Genomic DNA, 13,534 nt, shown 5'->3' on the forward strand with positions numbered 1-13,534 from the left:
TCGCGACTAACTTCCGGCCCATGCAACGGGGCCTTGCGTCAAGGAATGCAATACCATGCCAGATCCGAACCTGATCCTGAATTCTTACCTCCCGCCGGTGCGGCTCAGCACTGAGATTTCCTCGAGCGGTGCGGCCGCGAGTGCGGCTTCTCCAAGCGCGGCCGGCGCGATTGTTGGCGCGATCGTCGTGTTCCTGGTGCTCGCGGCCGGCGTGACGACGCTGATCATCTGGTGGCGGATGCGCCGGCGCGAGAAATCCCGCATCGCCGCCATGTCGCCCGCGGAACGCGAACAGCACGATGCGGTCGTTGAATACCGTGCGGGCCTCGTGCTCGCACAGAAAGAGCTCGACGCCGAATCGCGCTCGCGTGCAACGCGGCTCAAGGCCGCCGAGAAGGTGCTCGCCGATGCGCACACGCTGGGCAGCGCCGCTGTCGCGCAATACCGCGGAAGGGACGGTTCGGCACGCGTTACGCAAAGCGACATCCAGGTTCCGCAGGGCGCGTTCCCGCTCACCGCAGCGGTGAACGCGACAGTCGACACGGCGGGCAATCTTGCGACAAGCAGCCGCTCCACCCTCACCCGCATCGCTGCGGGCGGGATTCTTTTCGGGCCGGTCGGCGTGATCGTCGGCGGCGTGGCAAAGAAGACGAACATGCACGACACCCGCGAGCTTTACTTGCTGATCGCCAGCGACTCGTTCGCGACACTGATCACGTGCAACCCGGACGACGGGCAACGAGTACGCCAGTTCGCCGTCGCCGTGCGGCAGGCCGCGCTGCACGCCGACCAGATGCGGGCACTGCGTTCGCAGGCGGTTGCACATGCCGAACGGGCTCTCGCGTGGGAGCAGCAGAACACGACCCCAGTGGATGCCGCCCGCGCTCGCTTACACCAGGCGAGCGCGAACACAAGCCGAGTGGATGCCGCGACTCGCGCTCTCGAGGCATAGCGCGGCATCCGCTCGCTCAGCGCTAGCGCGGCATCCGCTCACTCAGCGCTGGGGTGCGGACATCGGTCGCTTGCTCGCTGATTAAGGCGACAAATGTCCGCACCCCAACCGCTTCGCGGCGCGCCGAACGCAACCTACAGTTCGCGCCCGTAGAAGTACTGAACCGCGCCGCTCCCGACCTCTCGATTCGTGAAGCCTACGCTTTCGTAGAGTTTGCGGGCGGCGACATCTGCCTCACTCGTACCAAGATCCATCCAGACCGCGCCTCGCGCACGAGCCTGCTCGATTGCAGCATCCATCAGCGCTCGGCCTAACCCGTGCCCCCGCTGGCGCGGCACGACGTAGAGCTCCGCCAGTTGACTCTCCGCTCCTGCAGCCCAGATCGCCTGCCGAAAGCGCAGCACGGCGAGTCCGTCGGGGCCGTTCCCGACAAGCAACACGACGGTTTCGCCACTGTCGATGAGCGCTTTCATGCGCGCCGACAACTCACCGCGCTCGGGGACGACATCGTCGAATTCCGCATTGAAGTCGCGCAGCAGCCTGGCCACATCGTTCGCATCGGCGCCGAAAGCGCGTCGCACCGTCGTCATGGTTTCAACGCTATGCCACGCAACGCGTCCGCGGAGCGATGTTTATGCCGCTGCCCGGCCGACGACGGTGCATGGCCGACGACGGTGCACGGAGATAAGGTCTTGCTCGTGTCAAGATGTCCGCGTGGGTCTTGTGCAGCTGGGCGCCGACATCCCTGCCACTTCCAGTTTAAGTCCGGGTGGGGGCCTTGCGGCAAGCCCCCCAACGTCTGTCAGAATCGCAGGTCTGGTTCGAAAATTACTACCTGAGGCACAACGCAAGAACTGCATGAGGAGCCACACATGACCGAATACCCCGTGGTGATCGTCGGCGGCGGGCCGACCGGCATGATGCTGGCGGCCGAACTCAAACTGGCCGGAATTGACGCCCCGATCATCGAGCTACGCACAAGCCAAGAGCGTGCTGGGTCGCGCGCCGGCGGTCTGCACGCCCGCACGATCGAGGTCTTCGACCAGCGCGGCATCGCCGAGCGGATGCTGTCAGCCGGCACCATCGCGCAGGTCGCCGCATTCAATTCGGTGCGACTGGACATCAGCGACTTCCCGACGCCGCACCCTTACGGCCTGGGGCTGTGGCAGAAGCTCACCGAGCAGATCATGGCCGACTGGCTCGACGAACTCGGCGTGAAGATCGAGCCCGGTCACGAGGTCGTCGGGGTGGTGCAGGATGACGCGGGGGTGAGCATCCGCCTGGCTGATGGGGAGCAGCTGCGAGCGCAGTATCTCGTCGGCTGCGACGGAGGGCGCAGTCTCGTGCGCAAGAGCGCGGGCATCGAGTTCGGCGGGTCGGCTGCGTCTGTCAGCAACCTGCTCGCCGAGGTCGAGTTCGAGGTCGAGTTCGACCAGACTGGGCCCGCCGAGCCGGACACGGGCGGCGGCCCCGAGTGGGGGTTGCGTCGTGACGAGTTCGGCATCCACGCGTTGAGCCCGATCGACGACGGCAAGCGAATGAGTGTCTTGGTCACCGAGCGGCAGCTTCACACGTCACGAGAACCGGGTCTCGAGGAGTTGCGCGAGGCGATGGTCGAGGTTTGGGGCAGCGATTTCGGTGCGCGCAACCCTGTCTGGATTTCTCGGTTCACCGACGCGGCGCGCCAGGCGAAGACCTACCGCGCCGGTCGCATTTTGCTCGCGGGCGATGCGGCGCACATCCACTATCCGGTTGGCGGGCAGGGTCTGAACCTCGGCGTGCAGGATGCCGTCAACCTCGGCTGGAAGCTCGCGCAGGTGGTGAAAGGAGTCTCGCCCGACAGTCTGCTTGACAGCTATCAGGCTGAGCGGCATCCGATCGCTGCGGGTGTGCTGCGCGACACGATGGCGCAGGTCGCGCTTCGCCGCACCGACGACCGGACGAAGGCCGTCGCCGACGTCATCAGCGAGCTGCTGGCGCTGGATGAACCGCGTCGCGTGTTCGCCGGGCGGATGTCCGGGCTCGGCATCCACTACGACCTTGGGGTGGAGGACGGTTCGGGCTACGGCGTGGGCGACGCAGGCGACGCGGCGAGCGAAGCATCCGGCGACGAGGCCGACGCTGCGGCGCACCCCCTCATCGGCCGACGGATGCCCGACCTCGCCCTTCTCACCGCCGATGGCCATCGACGCGTGTTCGAGTTGCTTCGCAACGCGAGGCCGCTCCTGCTCAACTTCGGCGAACCCCACAGCCTCGATCGCGACCTCAAGCCATGGGCGGATCGAGTGCGCCTGCTCGATGTGGACTACGACGGCGAATGGGAGCTCCCCGTGCTCGGTGCGGTCACGGCACCGTCTGCGGTTCTGATTCGCCCAGACGGCTATGTGTGCTGGGTGGGCGCGCGGCTTTCAGGGAACGCCGGGGCGCCAAGCGGTTTGGAAGCGGCGCTCACAAAGTGGTTTGGGTCACCCACGTAGTTTGGCAAATCCTCGTCTTGGTGAGCTGCTCGCTCCCACACCTTTGGGCACGTCACGGCATCCCGTCACGTGAGGGTTGGCCGGCCTCGATGGGCGCGAGCTGGGTCGACCGCAAGCTGAATGGCATCGCCCCATTCTCGACGCAGGCGGTCGAGAAATCGCCGATCCGTTTTGTTCGCGCCGCTCTTTTCAGCGATGAATCGGAATGCGGTCTCGACGTATCCCGGCAGGACGTCCAACGGTCCTGCCGTGGCGGCCGCGAGAATGGCGCAGGCGCCACTCGGGTCAACCCCGCGCTTCAGCAAGCGAAGAAGCTCACCCGCGTCTTTGCCGCCCTTTTCGCTATCGGGCCGATCGAGAAGTGCGGCCATCTTGGTGATGGTGTGGGCCTCAATCGTGAGCAGCTTCCACCCCTTGTGCGACCCAGACTCGACGTGTTCGGCGAGTACCTCAACGCGAAGACGAAGCTTATTGCCGAGCTGCGACTCGTACGGCAGATAGATGTCGACATGGACCCCATCGACAAGCCCTCGCCATTTGCGACCTTGATGGTGATCGCTTTTGCTGAGATCCGACACTCGCGCCTCGATCTTGCCTCGCACCTCATCGGAGAAGATGATGAGGTCGATGTCTTTGCTGATCTCACCACCCACGAGCTCGAACGTGGCCCACCCGCCGATCAGAATCGACGGATCAAGTTCATGGCCAAGATGATCGATCAGCTCATGTAGATGGCCCTCCTCATCCAGCGGAATGCTAGGCAATGTCTTGCTCCGCCCGCGACCAATCGTCAATGTCGAACAGCTTTCGCCAGAGTGCACGTCGAAATTCGGATGCTTGCCAGCCGGGTTGTGCAAACAAGTCAGCGTATGTCTGCGCCAGACTGGAGTATCCGTCGCGCCAGTCTGACCGGGCCACGGCATCCATCGAGACTACGCGCACATCATCGCCAGTCGGAAGTTCGCTCAGGTCCTCTTCCGCGGGCGCGTAAACAAGTCGCTGCCCCAGATCGGCAACGGTGTTCCGGCCTCCGAGATAGTGCACAGCCGCGGTCGTGCCGCCAAGTGCGTAGATTTCGAGTCCGGCAATCAGAGCTTCGGCTCCGGCTCGTGTTGTCGTCGTGAGCGTGTCCCGTCGAAGATTGCGTTCGACCGCGAGAACTGTCGTGACACGCTCAGGATCGAGCACACTGAGGCCTCCCCGACCGTAGGTCTGCATCGCGCCGATTTGCACGAGGTGACGCGTCGCCACATGCGCCGATGCGACCGAGCATTTGGATGCGTGTGCGATATCAGCGAGGTTTGCCCAGCGGCGATCGCCACGAAGAGCCGCGTCGGCGAGGGTCCGTCGAACGATTTCGTTGACCTTCATATTGACTCCACTTTTTGGTAAATACTGTAAATCAATATCTAGAGGCTACCAGAAATCAATTTCTATTGATCTGCAAATCTCACGGGCGTCACCACCACATTCTCAGGCGAGTATGTGACGCTGGCGGTCGATGGACGACTTCACACACGCCGATCGGGCGCAACAATTGCGCGGGGACATCCACCGTCTCGAAGGCGAACTGCAGCATTTGCGTGCGCAATTGGCGAATCTCGAGGCTGCGGTGCCCGCCGCTGCACAAGCTGCACAAGCCTCACAAGCCTCACAAGCCTCACAAGCGGACACCACTGCCACGCCGGCGAACGCGGCGCGCGCCGTCGACAAAAACTCGTCCGGTGCGCAGAAGATCGCGCTCTTCCGTCGCCTGTTCGCCGGACGCACCGACGCATATGCGAAGCGATGGACCAGCACCCGCACCGGAAAATCAGGGTGGAGTCCCGCAGTCGTTGGTGGCTTCTACACTGACGCGACGACGGACCGCGACTTACTACCGCTGACGGACGAGGTCATCGCGCAGCATCTCACGGGGTCAGTGTCCACGGGGTCACCGCTCACAGGATCATTCCGCAACGGCTCGGACTTTCATGCCGGACTGTATCCGATGCTCCCAGACGACACCTGCCAGCTACTGGTCTGTGATTTTGACGGCAGCGACTTTGACGGCAGTGACTTTGACAGCAACGAGCCCGACGAAGGTGGATGGCGGGCAGATGCCGCCGCATAGGCCAGCGCCTGCGACCGCAGTCGAATCCCATGTGCCGTGGAAATCTCCCGTTCCGGCGCCGGCGCACACGTGTGGATCTTCTTCACCCAGCCGATCCCCGCCTCGGTCGCGCGAGCACTCGGCGCCTCGCTATTGCGGCAGGCGATATCGACCCGCGATGAGATAAGTCTGAGCAGTTACGACCGCTTCTTTCCGTCGCAAGACCTGCTGCCCACACGCGCGCCAGGACGGTTCCGCCTCGGCAATCTCATCGCACTGCCGCTCCAGGGTGCGTGCCGCAAACGGAACGCGACCGTCTTCGCCGACCCGACCAGCTGGCAGATTTACGATGATCAGTTCGCGTATCTTTCGACTGTTGAGGCACTGACTCCGGCGGATGTCGAGGAGCGGGTCGGCCGCATCGGTACCATGCGCGTCGGTCCGGCGGATACGGCTGGTGCACTGACGACACCGCCGCTGCGGCGCGGCGAATCTCGCCGTCCGCGCCTGTCTGGAACCGTCGAGTTGCGGCTCGCCGAAATGGTTTCGATCCCGACGGCGGGGTTGCCGGCATCCGTCCTCCTTTCGCGCACGGGGCTTTCCGTTACACGTGCCGACGCGCATCCTGTCCCGCAGGCAATCAATCTCACATTCACGGGCAAACTGCGGCCCGAGCAATCCGAAGCCGTCGCGCACATGCTAGAGCACGACGCCGGGGTCATCGCAGCGGAGCCCGGGTTCGGTAAGACGGTCACTGCTTGCGCGATCATCGCAGCTCGCGGGGTCGCAACCGCAGTGCTTGTCAACCGCGCCGAACTCGCCAGTCAGTGGCGCGAGCAGTTGTCGCAACACCTCGGCATTGCTCCGGATGCCATCGGCCAACTCGGCGCGGGCCGCCGCAAGCGCAAGGGAGCAGTCGACATCGTCTTGCTGCAGAGCATCAGCCACCGCACGGCAGACCCCACCATTCTCAGCGAATATGGGCAGATCATCGTCGATGAGTGCCATTCGATCGGAGCACCCGCAACGGAAGCGGCCATCCGGCTGGTCAATGCGCGGTACTGGCTGGGGCTGACTGCGACTCCCTATCGAGCGGACAAGATGGATGGGCTGATCACCATGCAGTGCGGTCCGATCAGATTCAGCCGCATGACGTCGGGCGGCGATGCGGCCCATCGTCTCCTGGTGCACAAGACGGAGTTTCAAACGGATGAGTCGGGCATCGGCGGCGTATCGATTCAGGCGATCTACACGGAGCTCGTGGCCGATACCGCGCGCAACGCGCAGATCGTCGCCGATGTCACCGCGGCTTTCCGCGCTGGGCGCACCTGTCTGGTGCTCAGTAGTCGCGTCGATCACGTCGATGCGCTCGCACGCGCGCTGCGGGCGTCGATCGAGCCGGTTCACGTTTTGCACGGGCGCATGCCGCGCCTCGAGCGAGCGGAGACAAGAGCGGCGCTTGCCGCGGCATCCAAATCGCCGTTCGTCCTTGTTGCCATCGACAAGATCGCCGGGGAGGGGCTCGACCTGCCTGCCCTTGACACGCTCTTTCTCGCCGTGCCGATCTCGTTCAAGGGCCGTGTGGTGCAGCAACTCGGACGGGTCACTCGAGGCGGCGACGGCGCATCGGTCGTGCACGACTATCGTGACGCGCAGGTGCTGATGCTCGACCAGATGCACCTGAAACGTAGCCGAGTCATGCAGAAGCAAGGGTTCAGGGTTGATGCGCTTCCTGCTGCACCCGATGCCTGACCGCTGGTGGGAGTGCAGTGGCGCCGCTCACGCTCTCCCCCGAGGTGCGGACTTCTGTCGCTCTACGCGCCGGGATACCGACAAATGTCCGCACCTCACCGGGCTCGCACCAGTACCACACCCGCAACACAACACCCCCAATGCAACAATGGCGACATGCGCTACTCGTTGCACGCGCTCGGCATCGGCCCGGGCGCCGACCCCGACGTGATCGTCGCCGTCGCCCGCGCGGCCGAACGCGCCGGGTTCGCGCGGCTCTGGGCTGGCGAACACATCGTCATGGTCGACGGGCCGGACGAACGCTACCCGTACGCACAGGACGGTCGCATCGCCATACCGACGGATGCCGACTGGCTCGACCCGTTCGCAACGCTCGCGTTCGCGGCGGCGGCGACCACGAGCATCCGCGTGGCGACTGGGGTGCTGCTACTGGCCGAGCACAATCCGCTGATCGTGGCGAAGCAGGCGGCCAGCCTCGACCGACTCTCCCGCGGGCGGCTGGATCTGGGGATCGGCATCGGTTGGTCCCGCGCGGAGTTCGACGCACTCGGCGTGCCGTTCGCCGGCCGCGCGACCCGGATGCGCGAGTATGCCGAGGCGATGCGCGAACTGTGGAGCACACAGACCTCCAGCTACACCGGCGACACCGTGCGCTTCGCCGGCGTGCGCAGCTACCCGAAGCCACAGCGCGGGCGGGTGCCGCTCATCCTCGGCGGCACGAGCGATGCCGCGCTCGACCGTGTCGCCGAATATGGTGACGGATGGTACGGCTTCAACGTTGCCCTGACTGACCTCCCCGAGCGGATGCGTGTGCCCGCCTCCTGCTGCGAGCGTCGCGGTCGCGACGTACGCACGTTGGACATTGCCGTCGATGTGGGCCCGGATCCGGTCGACCCAAGCGAACTCGCGGCGCTCGGCGTGAGCGAGCGTGTGCTGGTGGCCGGGCCGCTAGCCGATGCCGGCGATGCCGAAGACTGGGTGCGGCAGCTTGCCGACACGCACGAGGTCGGGCCCATCCAGTGACGACATAGGTGATGAGAGCAGAGCGCGTCACTACGGTCGTGCTGGCTCATTTCTGGTCCATATGGCTCATATTCTGTCCATATGGCTTACAATTGAGTCATGAATCTGTCACACCCCGCTGCCGAGCTTCTGGGGCGACCTCGCGCCTGCGTACTGCGCAGCCTGGCGCGCGTGAGCGAGGGACTCACCGGGCGACACATCGCCCAACTCTCCGACGTGGCACACGCCACTACTCAACGAGTGCTCGCAGACCTCGAGGGTATCGGCTTGGTTGACTCCCTTCCCGCAGGCCGCTCACGCCTGTACTCTCTCAACCGTGCGCACGTGATGTGGAAGCCGATCGAAGACATGCTCGCCGCTCCGGCCCGACTTGAGGAGGAGATTGGAGAGGCTGCGCGAAACGTGGCCGACGTGCACGCAACAGTCGCCCTGTACGGGTCCACGGCGCGTGGCGACGCCGATTCCGAAAGCGATGTCGACCTCGTCGTCGTGTGGGACGACCGCACCGATCAGGCAGATCGTTGGCAACTCGTGGACGCGCTCACGGAACACGTCCAAAGGGCAACAGGTAATCGAGTCGAGCTTGTCGACCTCTCTGTGAAAGAACTCGAGGCCATGGTTGCCAGGAATGACCCGCTCCTCGACTCATGGCTGGCCGATGCAAGAACCGTCGCGGGCGCCGACCTTAAGCGGCTTATTCGGGAGGCTGCGCCGTGAGTGCGCGGATGCAACGCATGTCCGCGATAGATGTTTCAACTCGCGCGACCCACGCTCGTGCTTTTCTGACGGCTGCGGAACTGATTGAATCGCTCGGCGAGGCTGCCGGCATCGAGTCGAGAACCAACATCCTGGGTGCGCTCGCGGTTCTCGCGGGAATCGCAGCCCGGGATGGAGACCAAACTTCGCTCCTGAGCGAACACACTATTTTCGGATGCGCCGCGAGCGGCCGAACAACCCCAGGAACGTCGGGAACCGACCCTTGCTCGTCTCCCGAACGACGCGCGCCGCCGGCGAGTACAGTCCGACCTCCTGCTTCGCCTTCTGCTTGATGCGGCTTGGCTTCGTCCACGCCTGCACCTGCGAGATGCCCAGCGAACGCTTGACCCGCCGTTTCGCCGCGGTCACGCCCAACACGGTCTTCATCGACGGCGCACGATACCGGAACATCTTCATCGCAAACCCTTCACGACGACGCCCGAAGCATTGCAAACGGCAAACTGCGGATGCTGCGCTCAGGGCGAGCGCGTCGGCTACACATCCGAGCGTATTCGCCTGCGCTCACTGGTGAGCATCCCCCGTGTGGGTGGTTTGCGGTACCCGTTCAGGATGCTCATCAGCAGGAGCCGTCTTCATCGAGCGTCGACACCGTCCGGGGCGACGACCACCAGGCCGGGGAATGCCGTCCGATAGCGCTGGGCATCGCGGGTTACCAAGGTGAGCCTTCGCACGACCGCATGTGCGCCGATGTAGAAATCGGGCAGCGTCGAAACGCGAGTGCCACCGCGCCGTCGATACGCGCGATGTGCGCGTGCTGCCAGGAATCCGGCAGACCAGGGCAACTGCTCGCGTCGAATCCAGTCAGCAGGTAACGCCGCATCCAACGCCTCGATCGAATCGAACGCCAGTGACACTTCCGAGTACACGATCGGGTTGATGAACGCGACACTGGACCGAACGGCGTTCGCCAACGCAAGCGTCGACCACGCCGACCACGCAGGATCGTCTGTGATGACGTCGAGCAACACGTTCGAATCGATCAAATAGCCGACCGTTTCACTCTTACTCATCGTCGTCGTACGCGCGCGTGAGCCGCATGATCTCGTCGGTCGACAACTGCTCTCGGGATCGCCCCGCTGCACCACGCAAGGCCTCGAGAAGCTGATCCGCCCTGTCTGGTTTCGAAGCAGCACCCACCGACGTGAGAGTCACCGCTCCGTCCCGCTCGACGAACTCGACGTCTGTTTCCGGCATGAAACCGTAGCGCTCCCGCACCCATTGCGGGATCGTGACCTGTCCCTTCGACGTAATGCGCATGTACCTAGTGTAGTTCTTACTACTGCCAGTAATACTCAACAATTGTCCTCCAATTCCCCTAAAGTGCCCCTGCTTCACGCCGTCGTACGCACACCAACAAACGTTCACGGTGACGCATCCAACGCGATTTCACGCGGCCCGAACTCATCAAGACGGCGCTCGATCACCGTGCCGACGGGCCAGTGGTCTGCGAGGGCGAGCAAGCCGTCCGCAAGCTCCTCCGTCCAGAACGTTGGCCAGCCTTGATCTCCCAGGCTCGACCGTAATGCGGTCACGAAATCGTTGCGGTCCAGGTCGGGCAGATCCGCCACCGCGGCGGTTGTCGTGGCGCGATGCGAGTTCATTCCCGCAAATCCGCGACCGCACCCACAGCCTTCATCCGGGCTGCGGCGTCCGCTGGCGCACGGCTCTTGAATCCACAGCAACTCGCCTTCGATGCACCAGTGATAGTCATTCCCACGCGCACCTTGAGTGCGGGCGGTTGCCACGAGTATTTCCATTGTCTCTCTCCGCTCCGGCACGAGCGCATGCCGAGGCTATAACGGGCCACCGACAGCCGAACCAGCCCGCGGGCATCCGCCGATTCTGAGGCACTCGATGTCGGCGACATCAGCGCCGAGCTCGGCATGTGTTCACATCTGTGCTCGCCGTGCCCGGACTGCCGGCGGATGTCTTTCTCGGCCCCCAGACATCCGGTAGAACTGTGGCGGATGCTCTCACTCGCGATCCCGACGCTCGCTTCGGTAACCTCGGCGAGCTGGCTCGTCGCGTCAACATGAGCCGCGAGGGACTCTACAAAGCCCTTTCAGCCGACGGCAACCCGAGCTTCGCCACCATCGTCAAGGTCACTAAGGCCCTCGGTCTCAAGCTCCATTTCGACGCCATCGCCTGACGAGGCAGCCACTGGTGAAATAGTTCCGTCGGGGTCACCGCCGAGGTGAGCGCACTACGGAAGCCCTCGTCAAGTGCACTGCTGGAGCACGCCATTGACGGCGTACGCCAGCATAGGATCGTCCCATCGGAGTAGAAACGCGCCCCGGATGCCAACGGCAAACCCAAGCAGGGCGCGCGCACACGCGGCATCGACCGATCCGCCACTTCTTCCAAAGAAGTGGAAGGCGTGCGTCATGACGGCAGTACAGTTCAGCCGGTTCGGCGGCCGCGAGGTTCTCGAGGTCGTCAGTCTCCCCGATCCTCATCCCGGCAGCGGAGAGATACGCATCACAGTGCGCGCCGCGGGGATCAATGCCAGCGACTGGAAGAAGCGTCAGGGCCTGCTGGACCAGGAACTGCCGCAGACCCTGGGGTACGAGGCCGCAGGCATCGTCGGCGAGATCGGTGACGATGTCTCCGCCGCCGCGGCGGGCGACCGGGTCTTCGGAGTCTCACCCTACGGGGCCGCCCAAGCAGAGCTGGCCGTGCTGTCCGGTTGGGCATCCATGACGAATTCGCTCGACTTTGCGAGGTTTGCAGCGATCCCTGCGGCGGCCGAGACCGCGGCACGGTCACTCGACCAGCTCGGCGTCACAGCGGGCAGCACCGTGCTCATCAATGGGGCGTCCGGCAGCGTCGGAAGTGCTGCTGTTCAACTCGCCGCGGAGCGCGGCGCACGCGTGATCGGCACGGGTAGCCCGCGCACTCACGACAGCCTCCGCTCGCTCGGAGCCGAGCCTGTTGCATACGGTGAGGGCATGCCCGAACGAGTCCGCGCAATCATGCCGTCGGGGGTCGATTTCGCCTTGGACGTTGCCGGAAACGGCGTGCTTCCAGAACTCGCGGAACTCGCCGGCGCACCCGAGCACGTGATTACGGTCGCCGACTTCCTCGGGGCGCGGCAAACAGGCATCCGCTTCAGTTCCGGCGACGCCGGTCGCGCAACGTACGCGCTGGCCCAGGTCGCTCGCATGGTCGAAGCGGGGCGATTCTCCGTCACGGTCGGCCAGACCTTTCCTTTGGCCGAGGTGGCCGAAGCCCACCGCGTCGGCGAAGCCGGAACCGTGCGCGGCAAGCTCGTGCTTCTCGTGGGTTGAACTGTCTCTACGGCGGGAGCAAACCAACCCGACACCGGATGCGCCGCGGTCGCGCGTGCGCCACGACCGAACGCGTCTGCCGCACCCCCTCAACCCCGGTCAGTGAGTCGTGTATTGGGCGACGATCACGCCGGTGGTCGTGGCGAGCGATCGCGTGAGCGTGAGGTTGGTGGGGCTGCCTGCGCCGAAGAGTGTTGTTCCGGAGCCGAGCACGATCGGGAAGATCTGCAGGATGTACTCGTCGATCAGCCCTGCACCGTGCAAGGAACGAATCAGCTCTCCGCTGCCCATGATCATGAGCGTGCCATCCACCTGGCCTTTCAGCGTGCGGACGCGATCGACGGCATCCCCGGCGAGCAGGGTCGAGTTCGCGTACGTCAGCTCGGTGTCGGCAGAGCGAGAGACGACGTATTTCGGGCTGCCGACCAGCACGTCGGCGAAGGGATTCGGCTCGGGTGTCGTGGTCCAGTGGTGGAGCAGGTCGTCGTAGGTGCGGTGTCCGAACAACAGGGCGCCGGTGCGGGACATGCCTTCGCCGGCGAACTGCATCGACACCTCGTCTTGGTATCCGTCGGCCCAGCCGCTCTGGGTGAAGCCGCCGCGGGTGTCCTCGCCGGGCCGCCCGGGACCCTGCATGACTCCGTCGAGGGTGATGCTCTGAAAAACGCTGATTGTTGCCATGATTCCTCCTCTGTGGTTTCGCCTGACCGGCGATGTCACAATGACGAGTGAACAGGCCGCCGATCGACACGCCCACTCCCGCAAGCCGTGCTCGCCTCGGCGGCCGCATGCAGTCCAGTGGGTTGGGGGTGGAAGCCGAGCGGTGCTCTTGGGCGGGCATCCGTCCATGCTGGCGATGCCGAGGCGCGGGTGCGTCGGGTCGCCGATACTGCGCGGCACCTCAGACGTCGAGGGATGCGCGGATATCGTCGAGCAACACGTAGAGGTGGAGCGGGTCGGTTGGGGAGGGCTTGAAGCCGAGTGCCGTGTAGAAGGCTGCGGCTTTCTCGTGGAGCGCGTGAACGATGAGGAGGCGAACACCAACGCGGTCCGCCGCCGCGAGTGTCGAGAGCAGAGCATCGCGCACGAGGAGTCTGCCGAGGCCAGAACCCTGTGCCGTGCGATCGACGGCGAGTCTTCCGAGCAGCACCGCAGGCACCGGATCAGGCGAATT

The 13,534-nt window shown here is 64.5% G+C and carries 16 protein-coding genes and 1 pseudogene; 9 read left to right on the plus strand and 8 right to left on the minus strand.

Annotated elements, in window-relative coordinates; translation table 11 throughout:
• Positions 1–55 precede the first annotated feature (55 nt).
• Positions 56–952, plus strand: coding sequence for a hypothetical protein (locus QU604_RS15995; RefSeq protein ID WP_308465610.1), 897 nt, complete (start codon positions 56–58; stop codon positions 950–952).
• 134 nt (positions 953–1,086) lie between these two features.
• Here the strand turns inward: QU604_RS15995 and QU604_RS16000 are convergent, their stop codons facing one another.
• Entirely contained in the window at positions 1,087–1,542 is a 456-nt protein-coding gene (locus QU604_RS16000; RefSeq protein ID WP_308465611.1) for a GNAT family N-acetyltransferase, read from the minus strand.
• 282 nt (positions 1,543–1,824) lie between these two features.
• Between QU604_RS16000 and QU604_RS16005 the strand changes: the two genes are divergently transcribed.
• Positions 1,825–3,429, plus strand: a complete 1,605-nt coding sequence (locus QU604_RS16005) for an FAD-dependent monooxygenase (protein WP_308465612.1) — start codon at positions 1,825–1,827, stop codon at positions 3,427–3,429.
• Positions 3,430–3,518: 89 nt separating this feature from the next.
• Positions 3,519–4,160: a hypothetical protein gene (locus QU604_RS16010; RefSeq protein ID WP_308465613.1), complete on the plus strand. Its 642-nt coding sequence runs from the start codon at positions 3,519–3,521 to the stop codon at positions 4,158–4,160.
• A gap of 25 nt (positions 4,161–4,185) precedes the next feature.
• Here the strand turns inward: QU604_RS16010 and QU604_RS16015 are convergent, their stop codons facing one another.
• Positions 4,186–4,800 (minus strand): hypothetical protein, encoded by a 615-nt coding sequence (locus QU604_RS16015; RefSeq protein ID WP_308465614.1) that lies wholly within the window; start codon positions 4,798–4,800, stop codon positions 4,186–4,188.
• A 130-nt stretch (positions 4,801–4,930) separates the two neighbouring features.
• On the opposite strand from QU604_RS16015, the pseudogene QU604_RS22220 reads away from it, so the two are divergent.
• From QU604_RS22220 to QU604_RS16035, 4 genes and pseudogenes are all read left to right on the plus strand, one after another.
• Positions 4,931–6,601, plus strand: a pseudogene (locus QU604_RS22220) (TOTE conflict system archaeo-eukaryotic primase domain-containing protein); the annotation flags it as partial.
• Between the two features lie 69 nt (positions 6,602–6,670).
• Positions 6,671–7,273 (plus strand): DEAD/DEAH box helicase, encoded by a 603-nt coding sequence (locus QU604_RS22225; RefSeq protein ID WP_409350036.1) that lies wholly within the window; start codon positions 6,671–6,673, stop codon positions 7,271–7,273.
• 156 nt (positions 7,274–7,429) lie between these two features.
• On the plus strand, positions 7,430–8,296 hold the full coding sequence (locus QU604_RS16030; protein ID WP_308465617.1) for a TIGR03619 family F420-dependent LLM class oxidoreductase: 867 nt from the start codon (positions 7,430–7,432) through the stop codon (positions 8,294–8,296).
• A 99-nt stretch (positions 8,297–8,395) separates the two neighbouring features.
• Positions 8,396–9,013, plus strand: coding sequence for a nucleotidyltransferase domain-containing protein (locus tag QU604_RS16035; protein ID WP_308465618.1), 618 nt, complete (start codon positions 8,396–8,398; stop codon positions 9,011–9,013).
• 204 nt (positions 9,014–9,217) lie between these two features.
• On the opposite strand, the gene QU604_RS16040 is transcribed toward QU604_RS16035, so the two are convergent.
• The 4 genes from QU604_RS16040 to QU604_RS22335 all read right to left on the minus strand — a co-directional run bounded on the left by QU604_RS16040 (position 9,218) and on the right by QU604_RS22335 (position 10,830).
• Positions 9,218–9,469 carry a hypothetical protein gene (locus tag QU604_RS16040; RefSeq protein ID WP_308465619.1) on the minus strand — a complete coding sequence of 84 codons (252 nt, stop codon included), beginning with the start codon at positions 9,467–9,469 and terminating at the stop codon, positions 9,218–9,220.
• Between the two features lie 176 nt (positions 9,470–9,645).
• Entirely contained in the window at positions 9,646–10,083 is a 438-nt protein-coding gene (locus QU604_RS16045) for a type II toxin-antitoxin system VapC family toxin (RefSeq protein ID WP_308465620.1), read from the minus strand.
• Positions 10,076–10,330 (minus strand): AbrB/MazE/SpoVT family DNA-binding domain-containing protein, encoded by a 255-nt coding sequence (locus QU604_RS16050; protein ID WP_308465621.1) that lies wholly within the window; start codon positions 10,328–10,330, stop codon positions 10,076–10,078. Before QU604_RS16050 ends, QU604_RS16045 begins: the two co-directional genes overlap by 8 nt.
• 104 nt (positions 10,331–10,434) lie before the next feature.
• Positions 10,435–10,830: a DUF7715 family protein gene (locus QU604_RS22335; RefSeq protein ID WP_457852538.1), complete on the minus strand. Its 396-nt coding sequence runs from the start codon at positions 10,828–10,830 to the stop codon at positions 10,435–10,437.
• Positions 10,831–10,958: 128 nt separating this feature from the next.
• Between QU604_RS22335 and QU604_RS16060 the strand changes: the two genes are divergently transcribed.
• Together QU604_RS16060 and QU604_RS16065 are read left to right on the plus strand one after the other, a co-directional pair.
• Positions 10,959–11,222 carry an addiction module antidote protein gene (locus QU604_RS16060; protein ID WP_308465623.1) on the plus strand — a complete coding sequence of 88 codons (264 nt, stop codon included), beginning with the start codon at positions 10,959–10,961 and terminating at the stop codon, positions 11,220–11,222.
• A gap of 235 nt (positions 11,223–11,457) precedes the next feature.
• Positions 11,458–12,360 (plus strand): NADP-dependent oxidoreductase, encoded by a 903-nt coding sequence (locus QU604_RS16065; protein WP_308465624.1) that lies wholly within the window; start codon positions 11,458–11,460, stop codon positions 12,358–12,360.
• A gap of 99 nt (positions 12,361–12,459) precedes the next feature.
• Here the strand turns inward: QU604_RS16065 and QU604_RS16070 are convergent, their stop codons facing one another.
• On the minus strand, positions 12,460–13,041 hold the full coding sequence (locus QU604_RS16070; protein ID WP_308465625.1) for a dihydrofolate reductase family protein: 582 nt from the start codon (positions 13,039–13,041) through the stop codon (positions 12,460–12,462).
• A gap of 220 nt (positions 13,042–13,261) precedes the next feature.
• Positions 13,262–13,519 (minus strand): GNAT family N-acetyltransferase, encoded by a 258-nt coding sequence (locus QU604_RS16075; protein WP_308465626.1) that lies wholly within the window; start codon positions 13,517–13,519, stop codon positions 13,262–13,264.
• Between the last annotated feature and the right edge of the window lie 15 nt (positions 13,520–13,534).

Origin of the sequence: Rathayibacter sp. SW19 (genome assembly GCF_030866825.1) — a bacterium.
Taxonomy (GTDB): domain Bacteria; phylum Actinomycetota; class Actinomycetes; order Actinomycetales; family Microbacteriaceae; genus Rathayibacter_A; species Rathayibacter_A soli.